This is a genomic window from Rhodopseudomonas sp. BAL398, from assembly GCF_033001325.1.
Lineage (GTDB): Bacteria > Pseudomonadota > Alphaproteobacteria > Rhizobiales > Xanthobacteraceae > JARJEH01.
The window spans coordinates 5,396,764-5,421,699 of the sequence record NZ_CP133111.1 but is presented as its reverse complement, the minus strand read 5'-3'; the positions used below and the strand labels follow the sequence as shown (position 1 = coordinate 5,421,699).

General features: G+C 65.6%; 27 protein-coding genes. 17 read left to right on the top strand and 10 right to left on the bottom strand.

Going from position 1 to position 24,936, the window contains the following annotated elements:
* Positions 1 to 19 precede the first annotated feature (19 nt).
* The 5 genes from lpxK to RBJ75_RS25500 all read right to left on the bottom strand — a co-directional run bounded on the left by lpxK (position 20) and on the right by RBJ75_RS25500 (position 4,931).
* Entirely contained in the window at positions 20 to 1,036 is a 1,017-nt protein-coding gene (gene lpxK / locus RBJ75_RS25520) for a tetraacyldisaccharide 4'-kinase (RefSeq protein WP_044411378.1), read from the bottom strand.
* On the bottom strand, positions 1,029 to 2,333 hold the full coding sequence (locus RBJ75_RS25515; RefSeq protein ID WP_044411436.1) for a 3-deoxy-D-manno-octulosonic acid transferase: 1,305 nt from the start codon (positions 2,331 to 2,333) through the stop codon (positions 1,029 to 1,031). Before RBJ75_RS25515 ends, lpxK begins: the two co-directional genes overlap by 8 nt.
* A 110-nt stretch (positions 2,334 to 2,443) precedes the next feature.
* A complete protein-coding gene (locus RBJ75_RS25510; RefSeq protein WP_044411381.1) occupies positions 2,444 to 2,689 on the bottom strand; it encodes a DUF4170 domain-containing protein in 246 nt (81 codons plus the stop codon).
* Between the two features lie 39 nt (positions 2,690 to 2,728).
* The gene (locus RBJ75_RS25505) at positions 2,729 to 3,538 is read right to left on the bottom strand and encodes a 3'(2'),5'-bisphosphate nucleotidase CysQ (protein WP_044411384.1); all 810 of its coding nucleotides are present in this window, start codon (positions 3,536 to 3,538) and stop codon (positions 2,729 to 2,731) included.
* A complete protein-coding gene (locus tag RBJ75_RS25500) occupies positions 3,525 to 4,931 on the bottom strand; it encodes a TldD/PmbA family protein (protein WP_173427356.1) in 1,407 nt (468 codons plus the stop codon). Before RBJ75_RS25500 ends, RBJ75_RS25505 begins: the two co-directional genes overlap by 14 nt.
* On the opposite strand from RBJ75_RS25500, the gene RBJ75_RS25495 reads away from it, so the two are divergent.
* Together RBJ75_RS25495 and RBJ75_RS25490 are read left to right on the top strand one after the other, a co-directional pair.
* The gene (locus tag RBJ75_RS25495; protein WP_152647720.1) at positions 4,900 to 5,142 is read left to right on the top strand and encodes a hypothetical protein; all 243 of its coding nucleotides are present in this window, start codon (positions 4,900 to 4,902) and stop codon (positions 5,140 to 5,142) included. The genes RBJ75_RS25500 and RBJ75_RS25495 overlap by 32 nt on opposite strands.
* Before the next feature lie 87 nt (positions 5,143 to 5,229).
* On the top strand, positions 5,230 to 5,757 hold the full coding sequence (locus tag RBJ75_RS25490; protein ID WP_044411390.1) for a DUF6101 family protein: 528 nt from the start codon (positions 5,230 to 5,232) through the stop codon (positions 5,755 to 5,757).
* Positions 5,758 to 5,840: 83 nt separating this feature from the next.
* Here RBJ75_RS25490 and RBJ75_RS25485 read toward each other — a convergent pair whose 3' ends face one another.
* The gene (locus tag RBJ75_RS25485; protein ID WP_160297939.1) at positions 5,841 to 6,719 is read right to left on the bottom strand and encodes a LysR family transcriptional regulator; all 879 of its coding nucleotides are present in this window, start codon (positions 6,717 to 6,719) and stop codon (positions 5,841 to 5,843) included.
* A 124-nt stretch (positions 6,720 to 6,843) separates the two neighbouring features.
* On the opposite strand from RBJ75_RS25485, the gene RBJ75_RS25480 reads away from it, so the two are divergent.
* Both RBJ75_RS25480 and RBJ75_RS25475 read left to right on the top strand, forming a co-directional pair.
* Positions 6,844 to 7,857 (top strand): DMT family transporter, encoded by a 1,014-nt coding sequence (locus RBJ75_RS25480; protein ID WP_044411396.1) that lies wholly within the window; start codon positions 6,844 to 6,846, stop codon positions 7,855 to 7,857.
* 14 nt (positions 7,858 to 7,871) lie between these two features.
* Positions 7,872 to 8,936, top strand: coding sequence for an alpha/beta fold hydrolase (locus RBJ75_RS25475; RefSeq protein ID WP_044411399.1), 1,065 nt, complete (start codon positions 7,872 to 7,874; stop codon positions 8,934 to 8,936).
* Positions 8,937 to 9,027: 91 nt separating this feature from the next.
* Here RBJ75_RS25475 and ubiA read toward each other — a convergent pair whose 3' ends face one another.
* Positions 9,028 to 9,963 (bottom strand): 4-hydroxybenzoate octaprenyltransferase, encoded by a 936-nt coding sequence (gene ubiA, locus RBJ75_RS25470; protein ID WP_044411402.1) that lies wholly within the window; start codon positions 9,961 to 9,963, stop codon positions 9,028 to 9,030.
* Between the two features lie 60 nt (positions 9,964 to 10,023).
* Positions 10,024 to 10,695 carry a hypothetical protein gene (locus RBJ75_RS25465; RefSeq protein ID WP_044411439.1) on the bottom strand — a complete coding sequence of 224 codons (672 nt, stop codon included), beginning with the start codon at positions 10,693 to 10,695 and terminating at the stop codon, positions 10,024 to 10,026.
* Positions 10,696 to 10,969: 274 nt separating this feature from the next.
* On the opposite strand from RBJ75_RS25465, the gene RBJ75_RS25460 reads away from it, so the two are divergent.
* From RBJ75_RS25460 to RBJ75_RS25415, 10 genes are all read left to right on the top strand, one after another.
* Positions 10,970 to 11,422, top strand: coding sequence for a MarR family winged helix-turn-helix transcriptional regulator (locus tag RBJ75_RS25460; protein ID WP_044411404.1), 453 nt, complete (start codon positions 10,970 to 10,972; stop codon positions 11,420 to 11,422).
* A 34-nt stretch (positions 11,423 to 11,456) separates the two neighbouring features.
* Complete coding sequence (locus tag RBJ75_RS25455; RefSeq protein ID WP_044411406.1) at positions 11,457 to 12,020, top strand: isochorismatase family protein; 564 nt, start codon at positions 11,457 to 11,459, stop codon at positions 12,018 to 12,020.
* A gap of 2 nt (positions 12,021 to 12,022) precedes the next feature.
* Positions 12,023 to 12,352 carry a hypothetical protein gene (locus RBJ75_RS25450; RefSeq protein ID WP_044411409.1) on the top strand — a complete coding sequence of 110 codons (330 nt, stop codon included), beginning with the start codon at positions 12,023 to 12,025 and terminating at the stop codon, positions 12,350 to 12,352.
* A gap of 8 nt (positions 12,353 to 12,360) precedes the next feature.
* Positions 12,361 to 13,602: an MFS transporter gene (locus tag RBJ75_RS25445; protein ID WP_044411412.1), complete on the top strand. Its 1,242-nt coding sequence runs from the start codon at positions 12,361 to 12,363 to the stop codon at positions 13,600 to 13,602.
* A gap of 107 nt (positions 13,603 to 13,709) precedes the next feature.
* Positions 13,710 to 14,474 carry a 16S rRNA (uracil(1498)-N(3))-methyltransferase gene (locus RBJ75_RS25440; protein WP_044411415.1) on the top strand — a complete coding sequence of 255 codons (765 nt, stop codon included), beginning with the start codon at positions 13,710 to 13,712 and terminating at the stop codon, positions 14,472 to 14,474.
* Between the two features lie 154 nt (positions 14,475 to 14,628).
* Positions 14,629 to 15,798 carry an ATP phosphoribosyltransferase regulatory subunit gene (locus RBJ75_RS25435; protein WP_044411442.1) on the top strand — a complete coding sequence of 390 codons (1,170 nt, stop codon included), beginning with the start codon at positions 14,629 to 14,631 and terminating at the stop codon, positions 15,796 to 15,798.
* Positions 15,795 to 16,775, top strand: coding sequence for an ATP phosphoribosyltransferase (hisG, locus tag RBJ75_RS25430; protein WP_044411418.1), 981 nt, complete (start codon positions 15,795 to 15,797; stop codon positions 16,773 to 16,775). The genes RBJ75_RS25435 and hisG overlap by 4 nt, the downstream gene beginning before the upstream one ends.
* Positions 16,776 to 16,860: 85 nt before the next feature.
* Entirely contained in the window at positions 16,861 to 17,907 is a 1,047-nt protein-coding gene (locus RBJ75_RS25425; protein ID WP_044411421.1) for a glycosyltransferase family 2 protein, read from the top strand.
* Complete coding sequence (locus tag RBJ75_RS25420) at positions 17,904 to 18,797, top strand: ChbG/HpnK family deacetylase (RefSeq protein ID WP_044411424.1); 894 nt, start codon at positions 17,904 to 17,906, stop codon at positions 18,795 to 18,797. Before RBJ75_RS25425 ends, RBJ75_RS25420 begins: the two co-directional genes overlap by 4 nt.
* 114 nt (positions 18,798 to 18,911) lie before the next feature.
* A complete protein-coding gene (locus tag RBJ75_RS25415; protein ID WP_044411445.1) occupies positions 18,912 to 19,742 on the top strand; it encodes a DUF2076 domain-containing protein in 831 nt (276 codons plus the stop codon).
* A gap of 66 nt (positions 19,743 to 19,808) precedes the next feature.
* Here RBJ75_RS25415 and RBJ75_RS25410 read toward each other — a convergent pair whose 3' ends face one another.
* Positions 19,809 to 20,636 (bottom strand): L,D-transpeptidase, encoded by an 828-nt coding sequence (locus RBJ75_RS25410; RefSeq protein ID WP_044411427.1) that lies wholly within the window; start codon positions 20,634 to 20,636, stop codon positions 19,809 to 19,811.
* A gap of 296 nt (positions 20,637 to 20,932) precedes the next feature.
* Here RBJ75_RS25410 and RBJ75_RS25405 point away from each other — a divergent pair, with 296 nt between their 5' ends.
* Positions 20,933 to 21,715 carry a protein phosphatase CheZ gene (locus RBJ75_RS25405; protein WP_044411429.1) on the top strand — a complete coding sequence of 261 codons (783 nt, stop codon included), beginning with the start codon at positions 20,933 to 20,935 and terminating at the stop codon, positions 21,713 to 21,715.
* A 277-nt stretch (positions 21,716 to 21,992) separates the two neighbouring features.
* Here the strand turns inward: RBJ75_RS25405 and RBJ75_RS25400 are convergent, their stop codons facing one another.
* A complete protein-coding gene (locus RBJ75_RS25400; RefSeq protein ID WP_276156320.1) occupies positions 21,993 to 22,505 on the bottom strand; it encodes a hypothetical protein in 513 nt (170 codons plus the stop codon).
* Positions 22,506 to 22,810: 305 nt separating this feature from the next.
* Between RBJ75_RS25400 and RBJ75_RS25395 the strand changes: the two genes are divergently transcribed.
* Together RBJ75_RS25395 and groL are read left to right on the top strand one after the other, a co-directional pair.
* Positions 22,811 to 23,107, top strand: coding sequence for a co-chaperone GroES (locus RBJ75_RS25395; RefSeq protein ID WP_044419192.1), 297 nt, complete (start codon positions 22,811 to 22,813; stop codon positions 23,105 to 23,107).
* Between the two features lie 145 nt (positions 23,108 to 23,252).
* The gene (gene groL / locus RBJ75_RS25390) at positions 23,253 to 24,908 is read left to right on the top strand and encodes a chaperonin GroEL (protein WP_276156321.1); all 1,656 of its coding nucleotides are present in this window, start codon (positions 23,253 to 23,255) and stop codon (positions 24,906 to 24,908) included.
* Positions 24,909 to 24,936: the final 28 nt, after the last annotated feature.

The following is a 24,936-nucleotide window of genomic DNA, read 5'->3' as shown; positions in this document are numbered from 1 at the left end:
CGCCGGTGCCGATCCCTACTCACTGCGTTTGAAACTTGCGCTCCCGCGCCATGGCTAGGCGATCGACCAGAAATCGGCGCAGCGTCGCCTGATCGCCAAATTGCATCGTCACCGCGAAGGCGACGATCGGCGGCGATGATGGCGCGCGCATGCTGAGGCGCGCCAGATCCTTTTCGGTGGTGACCAAGGCCAGATCGTCGCGACGCGCCATCTCGATCAGGCCATCGATATCGGCCGACGAAAACGGGTGATGATCGGGAAAGGCTCGCTGCGCCACGACATCGACGCCGCTCTGCCGCAGCGTTACAAAGAACCGCGCGGGATCGCCGATCCCCGCAAAGGCCAGCACCCGCCTGCCAGAAAGCGCGGCGACCGAGGCGTCGTCGGGAGTCAACGTCGCGCGCAGCACCAGACCGCCCTGGGCTTCGATCGCGGATGCCAGCGGCGCGCCGGCGGGGCCGTCACCGACAATGATCAGCGCATCGGTGCGCGCCAATTGCGGCGCAAGCGACGCGCGCAAGGGACCTGCGGGAAAGACGCGGCCGTTGCCGAGCCCGCGATGACTGTCGATCACGATCAGCGACGCATCCTTGGCGATCGCCGGATTCTGAAAGCCGTCATCCATCAGGATCACGCTGGCGCCGCGCGAGCGCGCCAGCGCCGCGCCGGCGACACGGTCCTTGGCGACCACGACCGGCACCATGCGCGCCATCATCAGCGGCTCGTCGCCGACCTCGGCTGCGCCATGCCGCTCCGGATCGACGCTGACCGGGCCGCGTAGCCTGCCGCCATAGCCGCGGCTCAGCACCACCGGGGTCTCGCCGAGCTGCCGCAGCAAGGCGGCCAGCGCCAATGTGGTGGGCGTCTTGCCGGCGCCGCCGACGTGATAATTGCCGACGCAGATCACCGGAACGCCGGCCGCAACGCCAAATTGCGCCATGCGGGTCGCGGCCACGGCGCCGTAGAGGAGGCCGAGCGGCTGCAGCAATCGCGCGATCCAGGATGACGGCCGATGCCAGAAGGCCGGCTCATGCATCGGCCGATCCCATCTCGATGCGCAGCTGCAGAAGATAGGGCTCCAGCGCCGCCAGCGTGCGATCGAGCGCGCCGCCGAGCCGGTCGACCACGCGGGTTGCGGCCGCGATCGAGCTGCGCTGCTCCTTCGGATCCGCCAGCAGCACGCCGAACCGCTTCACCAGCGCCTTGGTATCATCGACCTGACAGGCGCCGCCGGCGCTGTCGAGCGCCGTGTAGATGTCGGTGAAATTGGAGACATGTGGACCGTGCACCACCGCGGCGCGCAGCTTGACGGCTTCGATCGGATTCTGGCCGCCATGCGCGACCAGCGAGCCGCCCATGAACACGATCGGCGCCATCCGGTAGAACAGCCCGAGTTCGCCCATGGTGTCGGCGACATAGATCGCGCTCGCCTCGGTCGGCAATTCCCCGCGCGATCGCAGCGCCACTTGCAGGCCGGAGGCCGCGATCATGCAGGCCACCGATTCGCCGCGATGCGGATGCCGCGGCACGATCACGGTCAGCAGCGACGGAAACAGCGTGCTCAGCGCCTGATGCGCCTCGATCAGGATTTCCTCTTCGCCCGGATGGGTCGAGGCCGCCACGATCACCGGCCGGCCGCGCGTGGCCGCCATCAGCTGTTCCAGTTTGGCCGGGTCCGCCGGAGGCGGCGCGACATCCATCTTCAGGTTGCCGGTGGTGATGACGTTGCGGCTGCCAAGCGCCGAAAGCCGCTCGGCGTCGACGCCGGATTGCGCCATGCAGATATCGAAGCGGCCGAGCAAGGCGCCGATCGTGGCCGCCGCGCGGCGCCAACGCGGAAACGAGCGCTGCGACATCCGGCCGTTGATCAGCACCATCGGCATTCGGCGCTCGGCGCCGGCCAGAATCAGATTGGGCCACAGGTCGGATTCGATGAACAGCGCCAGGCTGGGCCGCCAATGCTCGAAAAACCGCGCAACGAAGCGCGGCGAGTCATAGGGGATGTATTGATGGATGATATCGGCCGGAAACCGCTTGGTCGCCACCGCCGCCGAGGTCACGGTGCCCGAGGTCAGCAAAATCCGCATGCCCAGCGCCCGCAGCCGCTCGATCAAGGCGGCGGCGGCGAGCACCTCGCCGACGCTGGCGCCGTGGATCCAGACCAGCGGCCCCGGCGGCCGGACCGCCGTGGAAATGCCGCGTCGCTCATTGACCCGCGCGGGATCTTCCTTGCCCTGCTTCAGCCGGCGGCCGATCAGAACGGCCGCCAGCGGCGCCGCGGCGGTCGACAGACGCTGATAGGCGCGCAACGTCAGCGGCAGGCGATCAGACATGCTCGGCCTCGCCGGTCCCGGCTTCGCATTCGACAAGCCATTCAGATCGGTGCGGGCGGATTCCAGCGGCAAAGCGGCGAGCGGAACGCAGCGAAACGCAGGGCGACATGTCAGCGGGGGAGTTTCGTATCTTGACCGGGATCGAGCAACCGATGGAGGTGAACCACGAAATAGCGCATGTGGGCGTTATCGACCGTCTGCTGCGCCTTGGCTTTCCAAGCCGCGAGCGCCGTCGCGTAGCTCGGATACACGCCGACGATGTCCAGTTTATCGAGGTCCCGAAACGTGGTGTTTTCGAGGTCCGTCAATTCGCCCCCGATTACGAGATGAAGCAATTGCTGCGCATTGTTCGACATCAAAATGTTCCTTGCCGCGGCTGACGGGAGCGCGAACGGTTAGCCTGTGGGGCGATTGCGAAAGAGCTCGACGATAGAAGCATGGCGATCGCGTCCCGCCGCCACCAGCACACCATGCGCGACGTCGGGACGGTTATAGACGATCGCGTCGCCCGCAAGCGTCGTCATTCTACCATTCGCTTCGTGCACGATCAAATCCGCCCCGGCAAGGTCCCAGTCGCGACTTTGGCCTCCGGCGAAGGCGGCATCGAGCCTGCGATCCGCCACCCGACACAACCGCAGCGCCAGCGACCCGATCCTCGGATGCAGCGCCGCCTCGGGCGGCATCAGCCGCTCGAGCAGCGGCTTGGGCCCGGCGACCTTGGCGAAATCCAGCTCGATGCCCGGCGTGGCGTGGATCGCCACATCATTGAGAAAGGCCCCCTGACCGCGGATCGCGCAATAGAATTCATCGGTCGCCGGCGCGAACACCGCGGCCAGCAGCGGCACGGCATCCGCCACCAATGCCGCCGAGACGCACCAATCCTCGCGGCCGGCCAGATAGCCGCGGGTGCCGTCGATCGGATCGATGATCCAGACCAGCGATTTGCCAAGCCGCGCGGAATCGTCGGCGCTTTCCTCCGACAGCCAGCCATATTCCGGTGTCGCGCCCTGCAGCCGGCGCTGGATCAGATCGTTGACCGCGATGTCGGCCTCCGACACCGGGGACGAGGCGCCCTTGGTCCAGGTCCGCAATTCGGTGCGAAACATCTTCAGCGCCAGCGCGCCGGCTTCCCGGACGGTATCTGCCAGCAGCGCGGCGTCGCGATTCAGTGTCTGCTGTCGTGCGACGACATTAGCGTCCGGCAATCGTCAATCCCTCGATCCGCAGCGTCGGTGCATTGATGCCGTAGCGGAACACGAGATCGTTCGCTGCGCGAAGCGATTTGTACATCTCGAGCAGATGCCCGGCAATCGTCACCTCGCTCACCGCATAGGTGCATTCGCCGTTCTCGATCCAGAACCCGGCGGCGCCCCGGCTATAATCGCCGGTGACGCCGTTGACGCCGGAGCCGATCAGGTCGGTGACGTAAAACCCCTCCTTGATGTCCGACATCAATTCCGCTGGGGTCTGTTCGCCGGGCGCAAGATGCAGATTATAGGCGCCGGGCGACGGCGACGACGACACGCCGCGATGGGCGTGGCCGGTGGTGGTGAGCCCGAGTTCGCGCGCGGTGGCGCAATCCAGCAGCCACGAGGTCAGCACGCCGTCATCGATGATCGCCAACGGCTTCACCGCGACGCCTTCGGCGTCGAAGCTTTGCGAGCGTAGCCCGCGGACCCTCAGCGGGTCGTCGATAATCCGGATATCGTTGTCGAACAGCCGCTGGCCGAGACGGTCCTTGAGAAAGCTGGTCTTGCGCGCGATCGAGGCGCCGTTGGCGGCGTTGACCAGATGGCTGACCAGCGAGCCGGCCACCCTCGGATCGAACACCACCGGCACCTTGCAGGTCGCGGCCTTGCGCGGATTGGCCCGCGCCACGGTGCGCTCGCCCGCCGTCCGTCCGACGCTTTCGGGGGACGCCAGATCGGCCGCATGCAGCGCCGAGCTATAATCGTAGTCGCGCTCCATCGCGGTGCCGTCGCCGACGATCGCGGTCATCGAGATGCCCTGGCTCGAGCGCAGATAGGCGCCGTGGAAGCCGGTCGAGGTCACCAGCACCATGCCGCCGATGCTCGACGAGGCCGAGGCGCCACCCGATTTGCTGACGCCCTTGACGGCCAGCGCCGCCGCCTCGGCGACGCAGGCGCGGCGCTCCAGTTCGGCGGTCGACGGCGTCTGCGGATCGAGCAAATCGAGATCGGGAAAATCCCGCGCCAGCAGCGCAGGATCGGCGAGCCCGACATAGGGATCGTCGGGCGCGACGCGCGCCATCGCCACCGCGCGTTCGGCGAGCCGGGCGACGCCGTCGCCGCTGATATCATTGGTCGACACAACGGCCTGGCGCCGGCCCACCAGCACCCGCAGGCCGACGTCGTCGCCTTCCGAGCGCTCGGATTCCTCGACCTTGCCATCGCGCACTTCGACGCCATGCGAGACCCCGCGCACCGCCACCGCGTCGGCGGCGTCGGCGCCGGCGCGCTTGGCCGCCTCCACCAGGCGCTGCGCCAGCGTGCTGAGCGCGGACTGATCGAACAGCTCCGCATTGGCGGAGGTCCGCGAGGCCGTGGTGCCGGATGAGGTCGCGTCCGATGAAGAGATCACAAATGAAATCCCGAAAATTGAAGGCAGCGCCGAGGCGGCCGCAATGAGAGTTGTGCCCTATCAGATGTGCCTATTGGGCGCGGACTTCAACCGTGGAAGCGGCATTGCCGCGAAAGATTATCCGCAATCGCGCAACACCTCGTCAATCATGTCGGCCAAGGATCTGTCAATCATGCGCAGCGAAGCAGCGCCGGTGAGAGTCGATTAACCAGGCTTTTTAAGCGATTTCGGACGCCGCTCTGGCAAGTTCTCAGGCAACGACCGGGGCCATAAACCCGGCGGGGAGAACAAAGCCGTGAGGCGTCAAACAGCAGCAACAAGCGGGGCCTATCCCGCGGGGTCGAGTCGCGCATTGCGACTCGACCCCCTCTCACTCCCGGTCCGTTTCGACGCGCAGGACGCGCGCGCCGACGGCGGCATCCGGCAAGTCGAATTGCATCGTGAACGGGTGGTGCTACGCCGCCAGGTTGCCGGCATGCGGATGGCGGTCAACGTCCGCGTCAGCGACTTCCTCGGCGTCGCGTCGCGCGGGCTCGACGACGCCCGGATGCTGGTGCTGGTGCATCGCGATCCGGCGCTGTCGATCCCGCTGTGCGTCAGCGCCGATGCCGACGAGATCGACACCGCGTGGCAATCATGGTGCGAGATCTTCGCGCTGCCGCAACTGCCGGAAGACAAATCCCGCGAGCCGGCGCAACGCCGCCGCCGCCACAACGTCATCAAGACGCGACGGCCGAAATTCCTGGTGCGACGCCGCCCCGGGGCCTTGCTCAATGCGCCCGGCAACTATCAGGGCGAGCGCGAGATCATCGCGCGGGATTAGGCAAGCGCCACGGCTGCCCAGTCACAGCCGGATGAGGCGCCCTCATAGGGTCGACAGAAGTTCCTTCTCAGGGATGCTGGCGCTTAACTGCGGGAGCGTATCCGAGCGGCGCTCAGGAACCGTCGCAACGCCGGATTGTCGTTGCGGGGCGACCAGATCGCGCTGAACGGCAGGCGCTCGTCGAGAATTTCTGCGAAGTTGACGCCCGGATAACCGATCGCCGCGTCGGCGCTCGTGGTGATCGTCACACCGATACCCAGGCCGACGCAATGCATCAGCGCTTCGCGACCGACATCGATCATCCGGATCGTCGGACTGTTGCCGAGCTGGTAAAGCCGGGTCGTCAGAAAGTCGCGAATGTCAGGCCCTGAATTGCGCGTGCTCACAATGAAATTAGCATCGGAGAGCTGGGCGATCCTGAAGTGAGTGTGACCCGCATACGAACTATCGGCCGGGACGGCGGCGAAGACGCGGTCGACCCATAGTTGCTCGGCATCGAGACCCTCATGGCCGACCGAACTCAACTGGAAGGTGAGATCGAGCTCATGAGCGAGCAGCGCTGCGACGTGCTCATTGGGGGCCCCTTCGACCAGGTCGATGGCGACGTCGGGATGCTCGTTGCGCCACGCGGCAATCAGTTCACGAACGAACCCTGAAGCGATAGACCCGGTGATCCCGATCCTGACGCGGCCGGCAGCCGCCTCGCCCGCCGCTTGTGCGCCCGAGACCGCCACGTCCAGCTGGGACAGCGAGATCCGCACCTGGTCGAGAAAACGTCCGCCGGCCGCGGTCAGCCGGATCCCGCTGCGGCCGCGTTCGACCAGCGAAACACCGATTTCATCCTTCAGGGACGCGACCCGCCGACTGACGATCGACTGTTCAACCCCGAGCCGCCGAGAAGCACTGCGGAATCCGCCTGACTCCGCTACCGCGATGAAACAACGGAGATCCTTGAGTTCCACGTGCCGCCTCGGGTTGAGGTCGCTTGATGCAATTTCTGCCACAGGTGATGCTACATCGTCATCATAAAAAAGGCGACCGATTTGGTCCGAGCCGCGTTTCCAGCTCAGCTGACGGGAGCATGACGTGGCGGCCACAACAGAGACCGACTGGAGTAAGCATCCTGGGCTGGTCGCCGCCGCGGTCGGCTATCAATGGTTCTACAACGGCGCCAATTTCCTGGCCTTCAAGGTCGCCGGAGACACCCTGCATCCACTGATGGTCGCGACGCTTCGCTTCTCGATTGCGACGCTGATCCTGCTTCCCTTCGCGCTCAGACGCTGGCGGCGGTCGCCGGTGTCGTTGCAAGAACTGGGTGGCGCAGCGGTGCTCGGCGTCACGATGCTGGTGGCCGGCCAGGCGCTGGCAATCTGGGGCACGCATTTTCTGCCGGCCGGGGTGGCCGCAGTGTTCGGCTCGTCCGCCCCGCTCTTCCTGGCCCTTTTTGCATGGGGCTTATTTCATCGGCCATTGACGCGCCGCCAGGTGGCTGGTGTCACCATCGGCCTCGTCGGACTCGTGTTGATGGGCTCGACATCCGCCACTGGCCGCGACTTCCAGCTGATCGGCGCGATGCTCACGCTCGCCGCGGCGGCGGCTTGGGCGGCCGGGTCGTTGCTTGCGCCGCGACTGGCGCTGCCGCGCGACCCCTTCATTGGGCTGACCGTGCAACTGGCCGCGGCAAGCATCGTGCTGGGTGCGATCACGACCGCGTCGGGTATCGCCACGGCGACGCACCTCGCGGGCGTGCCGCTGGTCGCGTGGGGCGCGCTGAGCTTTCTTGTCGTGGCGAGCACGTTGATCGGTTACGCCGTGTTCCTGGCGCTCAACCAGGTTTCACCGACGCTCGCCAACACCTTCAACTATGCCGCGCCTGTGGTCGCGCTGTGCCTGTCCGCGCTGCTGCTTGGCGAAGCTTTGACCCTCGTGAAACTGGTTTCGGGCGGCGTCGCCCTGATGGGCGTTGCGCTGATGATTGATCGCAAAACCCTCGACACACTGCCGACCGCGGCACAGAGCAAGGGCAGCCGGCTTCGCGATCGCGGTGAGCCGCAGCCTCCTCAGGGATCGCTTTCACCTCCGAGTAAGATCCGAGGATAACGGAGTTTCTGATCATGACAGCCTCACTTCAACCGCCCGGTTCGAGCGCAGCGCGGGCGACGCCGTCGTCCTCCACGCTGATCTCGCGCGCTTTCACCTCGGCTCGACACACAACGCATTACCTCGAGAGCGGGCCTGCCGACGGACCGTTGATGATCTTCCTCCACGGCTGGCCGACCATCGGTTTGATGTGGCGCGCCCAGATGGACGCGTTCGCCGCCGAGGGCTGGCATTGCGTCGCGCCCGATCTGCGGGGCTTCGGCGGATCTTCCGCGCCTGCCGCCACCGAGGCCTACACGATCAGGGAAATCGTCGCCGACATGACGGAGCTCCATGACCATCTCGGCGGCAACCCAGCCATCTGGGTCGGCCACGATTGGGGCGTGGTGGTGGTCGGTCAGCTGGCCGCGCATGCGCCGGAGCGCAGCCGCGGCGTCGTGCTGACCTCGCTGGCGTATCAACCCGGCGGGCATGCGCTGCGCACGATCGTCCCACTGGTAGACCGCGGGATTTATCCGGCCGATCGCTATCCGGACGGGCAGTGGGACTATTACCGCTACTACACCACGCAGTTTGAGGCGGCCGTCGCCGACCTCGACGCAGACATCGCCGCATCGCTGGCGTCAATCTTTCAACCCGGCGACCCTGCCGGGATCGGCAAGGTTTCGCCGAATGCTTTGGTCACGCGCAAGGGAGGCCGTTTCGGCGCCGCGCACCGGGCACCGCCGATCCACCCCAACCCGGATCTCTGGCCACCGGCGGATTTTGCGGTGCTGGTGCAGACATTCAACGCGCACGGCTTTCGTCCCTCGTGTGCGTGGTACATGAATGACGGCGCCGATATCGCCTATGCCCGCGAGGCACCCGATGGCGGCCGCTTGTCGCAACCCGTGCTGTTCGTCAACGGTGACTATGATCAAATCTGCACCATCACCGGAAATCATCAGGGCGACCCGATGCGCGCGGCCTGTGCCGACCTCACCATTACGAGCATGCCCGCCGGCCATTGGCTGCCACTGGAACGCAAGGTGGATCTCAGTCAGGCCGTCCGTACATGGCTAACGACCAAAGACCTTTGATGGCCGCATAGTGATGGGCTGCAGCGCATGTGCCTGCGGATTCGACTGCCCGACAGCTGCGGAGCGGGCGGGCGGCGGCTCGCAGCTTGGCTCAGGCGGCTCTCAGTACCGCGTCGACCAACAGCCCCGCCGACAGCATCAGCCCGGCGTCGCGGTTCGACTTGAACAGCCTCAGGCACAGCGTGGTGTCGCGGATATCGAGCCGTGAAATCTGCCAAGCCAGATGAGTAGCGAAGGCCGTTAGTCCGAGCCATGCCGGCCAATGCGCCTGCGCCAGCATCAACGCCATGCCGATCAGCGCGACGGCCAGGCCATACAGCACGATCAGCGCCGGCCTGGTGCGGGCGCCGAACAACAGCGCCGTCGACTTGATGCCGATCAGCAGATCATCCTCGCTGTCCTGATGCGCGTAGATGGTGTCGTAGCCGATCACCCAGGCGATCGAGCCGGCATAGAGCAATAGCGCCGCAGGGTCGATCCGCCCGAACGTCACCGCGAATCCCATCAAGGCGCCCCAGGAGAACGCCAGGCCGAGCACGATCTGCGGCCAATAAGTGATCCGTTTCATGAACGGATAGGCGGCGACGATGATCAGCGACGCGATCCCGGTGGCGATCGCAAAGCGGTTGAACTGCAGCAGCACCACCAGGCCCACCAACGATTGCAGCACCAGGAACGCCGCGGCCTGTCTGACGCTGACCTGCCCTGCCGGAATCGGCCGCGACCGGGTGCGCTCGACCATGGCGTCGAGATCGCGGTCGGTGATGTCGTTCCAGGTGCAGCCGGCACCGCGCATCGCGAAGGCGCCGATGAAGAACAGCGCGGCGAAACCCGGCAGCTGGCCGATATCGCCGGCAACGCCGGCGGCCAGCGCGGTCGACCACCAGCACGGCAGCAACAGCAGCCAGGAGCCGATCGGGCGATCGAACCGCCCGAGCCGCAAATAGGGCCGCGCCCATAGCGGCGCGTGGGTGTCGACCCAATTGCCGGTTGGCGCGTCCGCGACGCGTGTGGCCGCGTCGGTCATGGCAAGCGGCTCATGAGAATCGTCTCATGGCAAACGTCTCATGGCACGCGGCGCGGGGGCTCATCGCGTCAGTACATTGCCGTTGAGGGTGTCGAAGGTGGTACCTGCGCCGCGTTTGGTCGACACATTGGCTTCCGGCACCGCCGCCGACGATCCCAGCAATTCGCTCAGGCTCGGTCCAGCCGGGCCGCGCTGCTGCTGTTGCTGCGCGACGTTGCAGACCTTGCGCTGCATCGCCTCGGTGTTCTTGTGTCCGGTGCGGAGTTGCTGGGCGATTTGCGCCGGGATTCCGCATTTCTGGCTGTTGGCCTCGACGTATTTGACCATTTTGCTTTCGGCCGCCGAGAACCGTCCGATCAGCTTGCAGGCCTCCTCGGGAGGCGCATGCCGCTCGCTGGCGGCCTTGATCGCGGCGCCGCGCTTTTCGGCGTCTTGCCGCAAAACCATGAACCCCTTCATGCATTGGTCGTCGCCGGGCGGCGGGCCGGCCTGCGGCGCGCCAAATCCCGCGCCGGGAATCGGCGCCGCCCCGGTGGCCGGAAATGGGCTGCGGGTCGATCCGAACGATGCGCTGGGCGCGCCGTTGACCGGCGGGAACGCCGGGTCATTGGTCATTTGGCTGGGCAATGGCGCCGGAAAGGCGCCTTGCGCCAGAGCAGGTCCGCTCGGCAGCAGGCCGGATTGAATGACGAAACCGGCCAGCGCCAGCGGCACAATCCATCGTCGGCTGATCAAGGCTGTTCCTCCGGCAAAATTCGATCGCATCAAGAATCTAGCCCCAGAATTGTGAACCCCCGATAAATCGGGCGGGCATGGCCGCGCGGACGCGATGCTGACCGCGTTGCGGGCCTTTTACGAGTCGTGATCCACCTTAACAACCCGTCGAATCGGGCGACAGCGCGGCGAAGCGCCGCGATGCGGGCCACATTAGACAATATAGGGATGCGCTCGGCGATATCCGAAGGTTTCCTTTGTAGTTTAGCTTCGCATATGCTATGGGAAGGACATGATCGAGCCCTCAGACCATGTTGAGGCCGCAAGCGCATTGGCGCTGGCTGGCGAATTGCGCGTCGTCATCGGCAAATTGAAGCGGCGGCTGCGCCAACAGGCCGATATCGGCGACCTGACCTGGTCGCAGATCTCGGTGCTTGGCCATCTGGAACGCGAAGGGCCGATGACGGTGACCACCCTCGCCCGCGCTGAAGGAGTCCGTCCGCAATCGATGGGGGCCACCGTCGCGGCGCTGGAGGCCGCCGGGCTGGTGAGCGGCGCGCCGGACCCCGGTGATGGCCGGCAGACCCTTCTGTCGCTGACCGCAGCCTGCCGCGAACGGATCAAGGCCGGGCGCGCCGCCCGCGAGGATTGGCTGCTGCATGCAATTCAGACCCATCTGGCGCCCGACGAACAGGCCCAGCTCGCCGCCGCCCTCGGCCTGCTCAAGCGCCTGGTCGGCCCCTGACCCGTCGAATTCCCGTCACCCAAAGGACCATCTGATGGCACTCACCTCCCTCGATCCGATCACCGCGCTTGTGGTTATCGATCTGCAGAACGGCATCGTCGCCTTGCCCGGCGTCCACTCGATGGCCGAAATCGTGCAACGCGCCGCCGCTTTGGCCGATGCGTTCCGCCGCAGCGGCCAGCCGGTGGTGCTGGTCAACGTCGCCGGCGCCGCGCCCGGCCGCACCGAACAGGGCCGCCGCCTTGGCGATCTGCCGGCCGGATGGGCCGATTTGGTACCCGAGCTGAACGCCCAGCCCTCGGACATCACCGTCACCAAGCGCAGCTGGGGCGCCTTCACCGCCACCGACCTCGAGCAACATCTGCGGACGCGCGGCGTCACCCAGCTGGTGATCTGCGGCGTTTCCACCAGCATCGGCGTCGAAACCACCGCCCGCCAGGCCTATGGGCTGGGCTTCAACGTTACCCTGGCGACCGACGCCATGACCGATACCAACGCCGACGCCCACACCAACAGCGTTACCCGGATCTTTCCGAGACTCGGCGAAACCGGCTCGACCGCGCAGGTCATCGCACTGCTTGAAAAAGGAGCGATCTGATCATGCCCTGCCAACACGATCTCAGCTATCTGTTCGGCGGGGCCGTCCTCGCCAATGCGATCCCGCATCTCGTCAGCGGCCTGCTCGGCCAACCGTTTCAAACCCCGTTCGCCAAGCCCCGCGGCCAGGGGCGATCATCTGCGATCGTCAATGTGGTCTGGGGATTTTTGAATCTGGCACTCAGCTACGTGCTGCTATGCCGGGTCGGCGACTTTGACCTGCATGCGAGCGATCAGATCATGGCAGCGGCGGCCGGCGCGCTGGCCATCAGCCTGATGCTGGCGTGGTGGTTCGGGCGCTTCAACGGCGGCAACACCCCCTCGGCCTTGTGAGGAGCGCGGTGAAGGGCTCCTTCCGCTCATTGAGCGGCCACAACTATCGGATCTGGGCCGGCGGCGCGATCGTCTCCAATGTCGGAACCTGGATGCAGCGCACCGCTCAGGATTGGCTGGTGCTGACCCAGCTGACCAACAACAACGCCACTGCGGTCGGCATCGTGATGGCGCTGCAATTCGGCCCGTTGCTGTTGCTGCTGCCGCTCAGCGGCTTTGCCTCGGATCATTTCGACCGCCGCAAATTGCTCCTCGCCACCCAGGGCGCGATGGGCCTGCTCGCGCTTGGCCTCGGACTACTTACGATCAGCGGCGCCGTGCAATTGTGGCAGGTCTATGTGTTCGCCTTCCTGCAGGGCTGCGTCACCGCCTTCGATTCCACCGCGCGCCAGACTTTCGTCTCCGAGCTGGTCGGCGAGGCCGATCTGTCCAACGCGGTGGCGCTGAATTCGACCTCGTTCCACGCCGCCCGGATGATTGGTCCGGCGATCGCCGGCCTGTTGATCGCCTCGGTCGGCACCGGCTGGGTGTTTCTGATCAACGCCGCCTCGTTCGTCGCCGTGCTCGGCTCGCTGAGCCTGCTGCGCCGCGATCAGCTATATCGCAGCGACAAGGCCGGGCGTGGCCGCGGCGGCTTCGTCGATGGCTTTCGCTATCTCTGGCGGCGCAACGACCTCAAGGTCGTGCTGGTGATGTTCTTCCTGATCGGGACCTTCGGCATCAATTTCGCGATCTTCATCTCGACGATGTCGGTCACGGTGTTTCATGCCGGCGCCAGCCAATATGGCTTGCTGAGTTCGATGATGGCGATCGGCTCGGTCGCCGGCGCCCTGCTGGCGGCGGGGCGGGAGCGACCCGGCATCGGCCTGCTGGTCACCGGGGCCGCGCTGTTCGGCCTCGGCCTGGCGCTGGCGGCGACGATGCCGAATTACTGGCTGTTCGGCGCCGCGCTGGTGATCGTCGGAATGGCGGCGCAGACCTTCACCACCACGGCCAACAGCACGGTGCAGCTCTCGACCGAGCCGGCGATGCGCGGCCGGGTGGTGGCAATCCTGCTCGCCATCGCGCTCGGCGGCACCCCGGTCGGCGCGCCGATCGTCGGCTTTGTGGCCGATCATGTCGGCCCGCGCTGGGCCATCGGCGTCGGCGCCGCCGCGGGCCTGATCGCCGCAATAGTCGGGCTGGCTTACCTGGCCACGCGACGCCGCCCCGGCGTCGACGCCGTCGCGCCGCTGCGCGAGGCGCCCTGATCCGGAATGTGCGCCGAGCTTGAACGGGCTGCGGTTCCGGGGCAAACCCGACCTCCGTTTCAGGGCGCGCCCTGAGAGCGCAACCGCCGCATCCGTTGGAACCAGGCATGTCTCAGATCAATTTTCGCAGTCCCCGGCTATTCGTCGACGCCGCGCTTGGTCAAGGCGCAAAGGTGCCGCTCGACCGCGATCAGAGCAATTACCTCGGCAATGTGCTGCGGCTGGCGGCGGGCGCCACCGTGCTGGCGTTCAACGGCCGCGACGGCGAATGGCTGGCCGCGATCGGCGGCGGCAAGCGCCCCGACCGCCTCGATCTGATCAGCCAAATTCGGCCCCAGGACGCGCTGGCCAAGCTCGGCTATGTGTTCGCGCCGCTGAAACACGCCAGGCTGGATTATATGGTGCAAAAGGCGGTCGAAATGGGCGCCGGCGCATTGCGGCCGGTCCTGACCCGCCACACCCAGGTCAGCCGGGTCAATACCGAGCGGATGCGCGCCAATGTGGTCGAAGCCGCCGAACAATGCGGGATCTTGAGCATCGCCACGGTCGACGAGCCGGTGACGCTGGAGCGATATCTCGGCCAGCGCCGCGACCAGCCGGACGCCCAGCGATTGCTGGTGTTCTGCGACGAGGCCGCCGAGATCGCCGACCCGCTGGCGGCGCTGCGCCAAGCCGCGCCGTCCGCCCAGCACGGCATCGAACTGCTGATCGGCCCGGAAGGCGGCTTCGCCGCGGAAGAACGCGACGCGCTATTGCGCCAGCCCAATATCCTGCGGCTGGCGCTCGGACCGCGGATCATGCGGGCCGACACCGCCGCGGTGGCCGCGCTGGCGCTGGTGCAGGCGGTTGTCGGCGACTGGAGAGGTGTTTAGGTAATATTCGAACTCTGCCGGGCCGCGCGGTTAAGCCACTTCGCCAATGCTTGGCCAATCCTCACCATTCCTGGCGATCACGGGTCGAAACTCCGCTGCGGCCATGTTAAGGGCTGCGCCAACCCTAATCCCGCCGCTATTGCTGGACCTCGACATGACCAAGACCAACGCCGCTCGCGCGACCGGACCCGCCGAGTTGGCGGAAGCATTGCTATTGTCCTTCGGCGCGGCCGGCTATGTGCAGGCGCATCCGGCCATTCTGCAGCCGGCGGAGCCGTTTCTCGACATGTCTGGCGAGGACATCCGCAAGAGCCTGTATCTCACCACCGATTCCAGCGGCGAGGAGCTTTGCCTGCGCCCCGACCTCACCATCCCGGTGGCGCGGGATTATTTGGCCTCGGGCCAGGCCGGCCAGCCGGCCGGGTTCTGTTATCTGGGGCCGGTGTTCCGCCAGCGCGGCGGCCGGCCCAGCGAATTTCTCCAGGCCGGCATTGAATCCTTCGGCCGCCAGGACCGCGCCGCGGCGGACGCCGAAATTCTGGCGCTCGGGCTCGAAGCCACCGCGGCGTTCGGCGTCACCGAGATCGACATCCGCACCGGCGACGTCGCGCTGTTCAGCGCGCTGATCGATGCGCTCGGCCTGTTGCCGGTATGGCGGCGGCGATTGATGAAGGATTTCAACCGCAAGGCCAGCCTGGCGCAGGATCTGGAACGGCTGACTTTGGCCACCGCAACCCCGCGCAACGAATATGAGGGCGTGCTGGCGGCGCTGGCCGGCTCCGACCGCAAGGCCGCGCTGGCGCTGGTCACCGACCTGATGTCGATCGCCGGGGCCAGCAATGTCGGCGGCCGCTCGGTGGCGGAAATCGCCGACCGCTTTCTCGAACAATCGACGCTGACGGGCGGCGGTCTGCCGCGCGACGCGCTCGACAAGATCAAGCGGTTTCTCGCTATCACCGGCGATCCGAACCAGGCGCTCGGCCAGTTGCGCGCGCTCGCCGCCGACGCTGGGCTCGCGATCGACGCCGCGATCGATCAGTTCGAAAGCCGGATCGGCTTCATGGCGGCGCGCGGCATCGATCTCGCCAAGACCCGGTTCTCGACCTCGTTCGGGCGCGGCGTCGATTATTATACGGGCTTCGAATTCGAGCTGCACCGCAAGGGCAATGGCGACGAGCCGCTGGTGGCGGGCGGACGCTATGACGGCTTGATGACCCAGCTCAGCGCCGGTGCGCCGATCCCCGCGGTCGGGTTCTCGATCTGGATCGAGGCGCTGACCCGGTCGGAAAGCCCCGCAAGCCGCCTGTCCGGGAGCGCGTCATGACCACCACGCCATTCGTGCTTGCGGTGCCCTCGAAGGGCCGATTGCAGGAAAACGCCGAGGCATTCTTCGCCCGCGCCGGCCTGGCCTTGGCCAAGCCGCGCGGCGTTCGCGATTATCGCGGCACCATCGCCGGCCTCGACAATGTCGAGATCGCCTATCTGTCGGCCAGCGAGATCGCCTCGCAGCTGGCCCGCGGCGCGGTGCATCTGGGCATCACCGGCGAGGATCTGGTGCGCGAGAGCATTGCGGACGCCGACAAGCGCGTGGCGCTGATCGATGGCCTCGGCTTCGGCAGCGCCAATGTCATTGTCGCGGTGCCGCAGGCTTGGATCGACGTCCGCACTATGGCCGATCTCGACGACGTCACCACCGGGTTCCGCGCCCAGCACAACCGCCGGATGCGGGTGGCGACCAAATACATCAATCTCACCCGGACCTTCTTTGCGTCCCACGGTATCGTCGATTACCGGATCGTGGAAAGCGCGGGCGCCACCGAGGGCGCGCCTGCGGTTGGGACCGCGGAAATGATCGTCGACATCACCACAACGGGCGCAACTTTGGTCGCCAACGGGCTGAAGGTGCTCGATGACGGCGTGATCCTGCGCAGCCAGGCCAATCTGGTGGCCTCGCGCGGGGCCGACTGGAACCCGGAAGCCCTGGAAACCGCGCGGGTCATTCTCGACCATATCGCCTCGCGCGCCCGCGCCAACAAATACAAGGAAGTCCGCACCCGCTTTGCCGGTTGCGACGCCGCATTGCTGGCGGAAGCGCATAACCGCTTCGGCGTGGTGTCGCCATTCGGCGGCCCGACATCGTCGGGGATGCTGACGCTGCACTGCCCGCCGGCGCAGATCTATGCGCTCGGCAGCTTCCTGCGCGCACACGGTGCCGACACCGTCTCGGTCGCCTCGCTGGAATACGTGCTGGACCGGGAAAATCCGCTGTTCAGCAAACTTGCAGGATTCCTCGGGCATTAATGCCGCAAACCGTCATGCCCCGCGATGGCGACAGCGCGGCAAGTGGCCTATGTTGGGCGGGCGCCCTTCTCCTGGAAACCGATCGATGATGTTGGGTATTGACGTCGCTGGCCTGTCCAGTGGAGGCTCGGCCGCAGCCCTTGGGCTGTCGATCGTAGTGCCGGTCTATAATGAGGCGGCCGGACTGTCGGCGCTGCATGACCGGCTGATCGGATTGGCCGCCACACTGCGTCAGCGCCATGGCCTCGCTTGCGAGGTGATCTATGTCGATGACGGCAGCGCCGATGCCACGCTCAGCATCGCCCGCGGGCTTCTGCCGGCCCCCGCGCTCGACGTCCAGGTGGTGTCGCTGTCGCGCAATTTCGGCAAGGAAGCCGCGCTGATGGCCGGGCTCGACCACGCGCGGCGCGGCGCGGTGCTGTTCATGGACGGCGACGGCCAGCATTCCCCCGATCTGGTCGAGAAGCTGGTCGCCCACTGGATCGATGACGGCTACGACGTCGTCTATACGGCCAAGGCGCATCGCCACAACGAATCCTGGCTGCGGCGCACCGCAGTCCACGGCTTCTACGCATTGATCAATTGGCGCGCGCGGCAGAAGATCCCGGAAGACGCCGGCGATTTCCGCCTGCTGTCGCCGCGCGCGGCGGCGGCGCTGCGCCAGCTTCCCGAACGCAACCGCTTCTTCAAGGGGCTGGCGAGCTGGATCGGCTTCCGCCAGCTCCGCGTCGACTACGAACCGGCGCCGCGGGCCCACGGGGTCAGTTCGTTCAGCGCTTCCAAGCTGGTCGGGCTGTCGATCGAAGGTATCACCTCGTTTTCGGTGGCGCCGCTGCGGCTCGCCAGCATGCTCGGTCTGCTGCTGGCATTCGGGGCGTTCCTGTTCGGCCTGTCGATCCTGTGGGAGACCCTGGTGAGCGGCCATTCGGTGCCGGGCTATCCGTCGCTCGTCGTCGGCCTGATGACGATCGGCGGGGTGCAACTGATCATGATCGGCATCATGGGCGAATATATCGGCAAGATCCTGTCTGAGCTGAAAGCACGCCCGATCTATTTCGTCGCCGAACACAGCGTCAAACGCGCTGACGCTTCGGCTGGCGCCAACCCCAGCGAACGAACCGCCGCCGAATGAACAGCGCCGCGCCGCGCCGGATCTGGCTGTGCGCCGACGATTACGGCATCAGCCCGGGCGTCAACCGCGCCATCGTCGAGCTGATCGCGCGGCGGCGGATCAACGCGACGTCGGTGATGGTGGTGGGTCCGGCGATCGGGCGCGACGACATCAGCGCACTGAACGACGCCGCCACCGGCAATCCAGATTGCGCGATCGGCCTGCATGCAACGCTGACCTCGCCGTTCAGCCCGCTGACGATGCATTTCCGTCCGCTGCATGGCGGTTTGTTTCTGCCACTGGGCGCGATGTTGCGGTCTGGCCTGCTGCGGCGGCTCGACCGCGAAATGATCGCCGCCGAATTGACCGCGCAGATCGCCGCCTTCGTGGCGCTGTTCGGGCGGACGCCGGACTATGTCGACGGCCACCAGCATGTGCAGCTGTTTCCGCAAGTGCGCGACGCATTCCTGACGGCGGTGCAGGCCGCGGCGCCGAAGGCCTGGGTCCGGCAATGCGGCCGCAGCCGCGCGCTGGCTCGGCGGCTCGGCCAGCCGAAAGCGCTGCTGCTCGATCATCTCAGCGTGCAGTTTCGCGCCCGCGCCGCGCGCGCCGGCATCGCCTTCAATTCCGGATTTGCCGGCGCCTATGATTTTCGTCGGGAGACGAATTTCGCGGCGCTGATGGGCGACTTTCTCGACGGCCTGCCCGATGGCGGGCTGGTGATGTGCCATCCCGGCCATGTCGATGAGACCCTGATCAATCTCGACCCGTTCACCGATCAGCGAGAGCGCGAACATGCCTTCCTCGCCGGCGAGGAGTTCCTGCCGCTGCTCGCCGCCAACAATGTCGCGCTGACGGCGCGGCCGGCGAATCAGCCGGCAACGCCCGCTCTGTCGCCTACGGAAATTTAATCCGGCCGGGCACTTATTGCGTCACAAAGCTTCCCTACATCTGCCACGCCGCCGCGACGGATCGCTGCCGATCAAGCGTCGTCGCGCGGTTATGCGATGCTCAGGGAGACCATCATGACACCGCAAGAACGCCAACTGGTTGACGATCTGTTCGAGAGGCTCGCCCACGTCGAAACCGCGCCGCGGGATCCGGACGCCACCGCGGCGATCACGCAGGGCCTGCGAACTGCGCCCAATGCGACTTACGCCTTGGTGCAGACCGTCCTGTTGCAGGACGAAGCGCTGAAGCGTGCCCATGACCGCATCCAGCAATTGGAAGGCACCGACGAGCCCCAGCAGGAGCGCGGCGGCTTTCTCGACTCGATGCGCGAGACCATCTTCGGCCGCGATCAGTCGCAACCGCGCGGCTCGGTGCCGAATGTTCGCCCGCCCGATCTCGGCAGCCGTCCGGCCTGGAATACCGGTCAGGTGCTGGGCTCGACCCAAGGCCAATACAATCCCCGGCAGGATCGGCCCTATGCGGAACCGCAAGGCGGCCCGTATGGTCAACCGCAACCGGGCTCCTATGGCGCGCCGCCGGCAGCGAACGGTGGAGGCTCGTTCCTCGGCACCGCCGCGGCGGCCGCCGCCGGCATGGTCGGCGGATCGCTGTTGCTCGGCAGTATCCGCTCGATGATGGGCGGAACGCAGCATGGCTTCGGCGATCAGTCCGCGCTCGGCGGCGGCATTCAAAACCCGTGGGCTGGAGACCAGTCCGGCGGCAGTCTGGCGCGTGACGCCGGCCTCAACGACATCGGCAATACCAACGATCCGTCGGGACTGCGCGCCGATGACCCTTCGTCGCGTCAGGGCATGTTCGACCAGGCCTCGAACGAGGACCACGACGACATGGATCTGGATGGGAACGATTTCGACGATGGCGGCGGCGACAGCGACTTCGCCTGAGCATCGAATGGCACAACGCAAACGGCCGCCCGATCGGGCGGCCGTTTCTGTTGGTCACCGGCTCGATCAGATCACCACGACCCGCGCGCCGACGCGGACGCGGCCATAGAGATCGATGACATCCTGATTGCGCATCCGGATGCAGCCCGACGAGACGTTGGTGCCGATCGTCCACGGCTCGTTGGAGCCGTGGATCCGATACAAGGATGAGCCGAGATACATCGCGCGTGCGCCGAGCGGGTTCTGCGGGCCGCCCTCCATGTGGCGCGGCAGATCGGGACGGCGCGCCAGCATTTCCGGCGGCGGGGTCCAGCCCGGCCATTCCTTCTTCGCCGAAATCGTCTTCACCCCGGACCAGGTGAAGCCGGGCCGGCCGACGCCAATCCCGTAACGCAACGCCCGGCCGTCGCCCTGGACCAGATACAGAAACTTGTTCGGCGTATCGATGACGATGGTGCCGGGGCTCTCCTTGCCGCTATACTCGACAAGCTGCTTTTCATACTTCGGATCGAATGCCGGATGCGCCGGCTCGATCTCCTGTTCCTGCTGCCCCATCGATTGCTGCGGCTCGATCGGCGGCAGCAATTCACGGCGCTGGTCGTAGCCCTGCTCGTCGCGCGGCTGATAGTTCGGCTGGTAGCTCGGCTCGTAGACCGGCGGCTGCTCGTAGCGCGACGGCGCTCCGTCACTGAACAGGAATTCGATGAACCCGCCGCCCATCGACGAACGCTGCGCCGACACGGGACGAACCGGCAATTGCCGCGGCGCGGGCTGATCGGCATAGATCACCGAGGGCTGGACGATTTGCGAGGAGTCGAACGCGGCTGCGCCCTGCAATCCAACGCCGAGACAAGACACGCTGGTAAGTAATGCAATGGTGGATTTTCTGAACATCGACGTACTCTGCACTGTTGCGTCGCGGATGCGCCCGTGAGCGCCTGTGAACGTGATTAATTAAGATCAAGATCGCCTCGGTTTAGTAAACAGAACCGGGATCGGGATTCACCACGCCGCCAATAGCGGGCAGTTCTTGCTGGTAGCGTTTATTTTCGATGAACCCGCCGAACTCATGGTTAATCATTGATGATTGCGCGTTCGGCATTGGGCACCAAAGGGCGCTATCCGCCGTGAACGCGTCGTTAAACAGAACGTACTATCAAGGCTTATTGATTGGGAACTGGGATGAACCGATGTCTGTCCAACGCAAGCGCTTTCGCATTGAAGAACTCGTCAACGGCCACGCGCCGATTTTCGCGAGCGTCAATGACGACACCAGCTCCGGTCATTCCGGTCACGATGAGATCATGACCGAGCTGCGCGCGATCCGCGAGCAGATGTCGGGCCCGTCGCGGGTCGTCCAGGGCACAAGGGAGATCGACCAGTCGATCGAAAGCGAAGCAGCCGAAGCCAAGGCGATGCTTGCCAGTTACCGGGCGCAGGTCGAGCAATGTGAAAAGCTCAAAATCGAGCTCGATCTCATCCACAACGCCATCACCCAGACCAAACGGGAAATCGCGTTGCTGCATACCAAGAGTTTCAATGGCGACGAGATGGCCAAGGTCAATGGCGAACTCGGGGCGGTGGTCGGCGGCACCGAAGAGGCGACGCAGCAGATCCTGGAAGCCGCGGAGGCGATCGATCTGGCCGCGAGCGCCTCGACCAAGGTGAACTCGCCCGACCAACAGAAGCTTCTCAGCGAAGAAATCCAGGAGCGCGTGATCTCGATCTTCGAGGCCTGCAACTTCCAGGACCTGACCGGCCAGCGCATCAACAAGGTGATGACGACGATGAAATTCATCGAGAATCATATCATCTCGATGATGGACATCTGGGGTGGGGTCGATGAAATCAAGGCGCACGCGCCGCCGATCGTGGACAGCCGCGAGGGCGATGCCAAGCTGTTGAACGGCCCCAAGCTGGACGACGACGTCGGCCATGCCTCGCAGGACGATATCGACGCGCTGTTCAACTGAGCGCAGCGACCGCGGCGCCAAGCGCGCGCGGCAATGCGCGCCAGCCCGATCGCCAGCAAACTGAGTGACGGCCCGGCGCCAACGTGCGCGGGCCACGCACGGACAGCCGCGGTCGCGACGCCGTCGGCACAGGCGATAAAATGATCGGCGGTCGATCGGCTGGCCCCTACGCCCCGGCACAGAAGCGGTGCCGGCGACGGCTTGCCAGCGCGTTGAACCCACCGGGTTCCCCAGCCGCGCCATCCCTCATGGCATCAACCAGTGCGAAGACCCTCGCTCAGGCGCGCGGCGCGCAGCGGACATAGACCATGTTGCCGTAACGAGTCGCCGCGTCCTTGTCGATGAAGCGGGTCACCAGAACCTTGCCGTCGAACGACACGATCTCGCGGTCCTGGTCGCCACCGGCCGGGCCGGGCGGACCGATATAATTCTTGCCGCTGGTGCTGCCCTTCAGCCGCAATTCCTGCGGCGTGGCCTGGTCGGCCAGATGCATGATCACGCCGCCGGAGGTGCCGGCGCCGATCACATAGGGGTTCTTGCATTGGCCGCGCGCGGCGTTTTCGGTGCGCACCCGGTCGTTCGGATTCATGTACGAAGCCAGTCCCCAGCGGCCGACCAGCTCATCGGCGCGAATCGTCGCCGGCAATTCCGGCTCTGGAGGGGGTTCTTGCACCGCAACCGGCTGCGCTCCGCCGAAACCGCCGACGGTGCCACAAGCCCCGAGGCTTAGCGCCAGCACCGAAGCGAGCCCCAGGCGAGAAAAAGCGCGTGCGTAGCATGAACTGACCATATCTATCCCCAAGAGAAACGTCCTCAACGCGCCCAGCAAGCACACAAGCGCAAAACTTCCGACAGAGCAATGCAGCGACATTCACTGCGCAGGTGCTCTGATCTGGTTTTCTGAACCATCCTATCTTGACCTCACTAAGGCCTTAAGCCCTTGCTTGACAGGATCGGCCGCAACACATATTGCGGACCTACAATTAGCACTCCCGCAGCACGATTGCCAAGAACGTCACCGCATCAGCCTGCTGCTCCGCACGGGTTAACTGGCCTTCCAAGCAAGGCGATCAAGCAACCACACAGGAAACTCTCATGGCCAAGACCAATTTTCGCCCCTTGCACGACCGTGTCGTTGTCAAGCGTGTCGATGCCGAGACCAAGACCAAGGGCGGCATCATCATTCCCGACAGTGCCAAGGAGAAGCCGCAGGAGGGCCTGGTCGTCGCGGTCGGCCCCGGCGGACGCGACGAGGCCGGCAAGCTGCTCCCGATCGACATCAAGACCGGCGACAAGGTGCTGTTCGGCAAGTGGTCGGGCACCGAGATCAAGCTGGATGGCGAGGAACTTCTGATCATGAAGGAATCCGACATCATGGGCGTACTGAGCTAAGCCGCACGACCCACATCAGCGTTCTCAGCGTCATGCCCGGACCTGGTCCGGGCATCCATCCTTTCGACATCGCGATGGATTGCCGGCTCACACCCGGCAACGACGATCCCGAGAGCGCGTCGACAACCCAAGGAGCAAGAATTACATGTCAGCCAAGGACGTCAAGTTTTCCGGAGACGCGCGCGACCGCATGTTGCGCGGCGTCGATATCCTCGCCAACGCGGTCAAGGTGACGCTCGGCCCCAAGGGCCGCAACGTCCTGATCGAAAAGAGCTTCGGCGCCCCGCGCATCACCAAGGACGGCGTCACCGTCGCCAAGGAGATCGAGCTCGACGACAAGTTCGAGAACATGGGCGCGCAGATGCTGCGCGAAGTCGCCTCCAAGACCAACGATCTGGCCGGCGATGGCACCACCACCGCCACCGTGCTGGCTCAGGCGATCGTCCGTGAGGGCGCCAAATCGGTCGCCGCCGGCATGAACCCGATGGATCTGAAGCGCGGCATCGAGATCGCCGTTCAGGCCGTCGTCAAGGATCTGCTGAAGCGGGCCCGCCCGGTCGCCTCCTCGGCCGAGATCGCCCAGGTCGGCACCATTTCGTCGAACGGCGACGCCGCGATCGGCAAGATGATCGCCCAGGCGATGCAGAAGGTCGGCAACGAGGGTGTCATCACCGTCGAGGAAAACAAGTCGCTCGAGACCGAAGTCGACATCGTCGAAGGCATGAAGTTCGACCGCGGCTACCTGTCGCCCTACTTCGTCACCAATGCCGAGAAGATGAGCGTCGAGCTCGAGGACGTCTATGTGCTGCTGCACGAGTCCAAGCTGAGCGGCTTGCAGGCGATGCTGCCGGTGCTGGAAGCCGTGGTGCAGTCGGGCAAGCCGCTGCTGATCATCGCCGAGGACGTCGAGGGCGAAGCGCTCGCGACCCTGGTGGTGAACCGCCTGCGTGGCGGCCTCAAGGTCGCCGCCGTCAAGGCGCCGGGCTTCGGCGATCGCCGCAAGGCGATGCTCGAAGACATCGCGGTGCTGAGCGGCGGTCAGGTGATCTCCGAGGAACTCGGCATGAAGCTCGAAAGCGTGACGCTGGCGATGCTCGGCCGCGCCAAGAAGGTGGTCATCGACAAGGAAAACACCACCATCGTCTCGGGCGCCGGCAAGAAGAAGGACATCGAAGCCCGCGTCAACCAGATCAAGGGTCAGATCGAGGAAACCACCTCGGACTATGATCGCGAGAAGCTGCAGGAGCGGCTGGCCAAGCTGGCCGGCGGCGTCGCGGTGATCCGCGTCGGCGGTGCCACCGAAATCGAAGTCAAGGAGAAGAAGGACCGCGTCGAGGACGCCCTCAACGCGACCCGCGCCGCGGTTCAGGAAGGCATCGTGCCGGGCGGCGGCGTGGCGCTGCTGCGCGCCAAGAAGGCCGTCGGCCGCATCAACAACGACAATTCGGATGTCCAGGCCGGCATCAATATCGTGCTGAAGGCGCTCGAAGCTCCGATCCGCCAGATCGCCGAAAACGCCGGCGTCGAAGGCTCGATCGTGGTCGGCAAGATCCTCGAGAACAAGTCCGAGACCTTCGGTTTCGACGCGCAGACCGAGGAATATGTCGAGATGCTCGCCAAGGGCATCGTCGATCCGGCCAAGGTGGTGCGCACCGCGCTGCAGGATGCGGCCTCGGTCGCAGCCTTGCTGGTGACGACCGAAGCCATGGTCGCCGAACTGCCGCGCGAAGCTGCTCCGGCGATGCCGGGCGGCGGCGGTGGCATGGGCGGTATGGGTGGCATGGGCGGCATGGGCTTCTAACGCCACACCAACCGACAAATTCGATCGA

Excerpts from the sequence above, each read along its gene's own strand:
- lpxK (WP_044411378.1), bottom strand. The coding sequence starts at position 1,036 with ATGCATGAGCCGGCCTTCTGGCATCGGCCGTCATCCTGGATCGCGCGA.
- RBJ75_RS25515 (WP_044411436.1), bottom strand. The coding sequence starts at position 2,333 with ATGTCTGATCGCCTGCCGCTGACGTTGCGCGCCTATCAGCGTCTGTCG.
- RBJ75_RS25510 (WP_044411381.1), bottom strand. The coding sequence starts at position 2,689 with ATGTCGAACAATGCGCAGCAATTGCTTCATCTCGTAATCGGGGGCGAA.
- RBJ75_RS25475 (WP_044411399.1), top strand. The coding sequence starts at position 7,872 with ATGACAGCCTCACTTCAACCGCCCGGTTCGAGCGCAGCGCGGGCGACG.
- ubiA (WP_044411402.1), bottom strand. The coding sequence starts at position 9,963 with ATGACCGACGCGGCCACACGCGTCGCGGACGCGCCAACCGGCAATTGG.
- RBJ75_RS25460 (WP_044411404.1), top strand. The coding sequence starts at position 10,970 with ATGATCGAGCCCTCAGACCATGTTGAGGCCGCAAGCGCATTGGCGCTG.
- RBJ75_RS25455 (WP_044411406.1), top strand. The coding sequence starts at position 11,457 with ATGGCACTCACCTCCCTCGATCCGATCACCGCGCTTGTGGTTATCGAT.
- RBJ75_RS25450 (WP_044411409.1), top strand. The coding sequence starts at position 12,023 with ATGCCCTGCCAACACGATCTCAGCTATCTGTTCGGCGGGGCCGTCCTC.
- RBJ75_RS25440 (WP_044411415.1), top strand. The coding sequence starts at position 13,710 with ATGTCTCAGATCAATTTTCGCAGTCCCCGGCTATTCGTCGACGCCGCG.
- RBJ75_RS25435 (WP_044411442.1), top strand. The coding sequence starts at position 14,629 with ATGACCAAGACCAACGCCGCTCGCGCGACCGGACCCGCCGAGTTGGCG.
- hisG (WP_044411418.1), top strand. The coding sequence starts at position 15,795 with ATGACCACCACGCCATTCGTGCTTGCGGTGCCCTCGAAGGGCCGATTG.
- RBJ75_RS25425 (WP_044411421.1), top strand. The coding sequence starts at position 16,861 with ATGATGTTGGGTATTGACGTCGCTGGCCTGTCCAGTGGAGGCTCGGCC.
- RBJ75_RS25420 (WP_044411424.1), top strand. The coding sequence starts at position 17,904 with ATGAACAGCGCCGCGCCGCGCCGGATCTGGCTGTGCGCCGACGATTAC.
- RBJ75_RS25415 (WP_044411445.1), top strand. The coding sequence starts at position 18,912 with ATGACACCGCAAGAACGCCAACTGGTTGACGATCTGTTCGAGAGGCTC.
- RBJ75_RS25410 (WP_044411427.1), bottom strand. The coding sequence starts at position 20,636 with ATGTTCAGAAAATCCACCATTGCATTACTTACCAGCGTGTCTTGTCTC.
- RBJ75_RS25405 (WP_044411429.1), top strand. The coding sequence starts at position 20,933 with ATGTCTGTCCAACGCAAGCGCTTTCGCATTGAAGAACTCGTCAACGGC.
- RBJ75_RS25400 (WP_276156320.1), bottom strand. The coding sequence starts at position 22,505 with ATGGTCAGTTCATGCTACGCACGCGCTTTTTCTCGCCTGGGGCTCGCT.
- RBJ75_RS25395 (WP_044419192.1), top strand. The coding sequence starts at position 22,811 with ATGGCCAAGACCAATTTTCGCCCCTTGCACGACCGTGTCGTTGTCAAG.
- groL (WP_276156321.1), top strand. The coding sequence starts at position 23,253 with ATGTCAGCCAAGGACGTCAAGTTTTCCGGAGACGCGCGCGACCGCATG.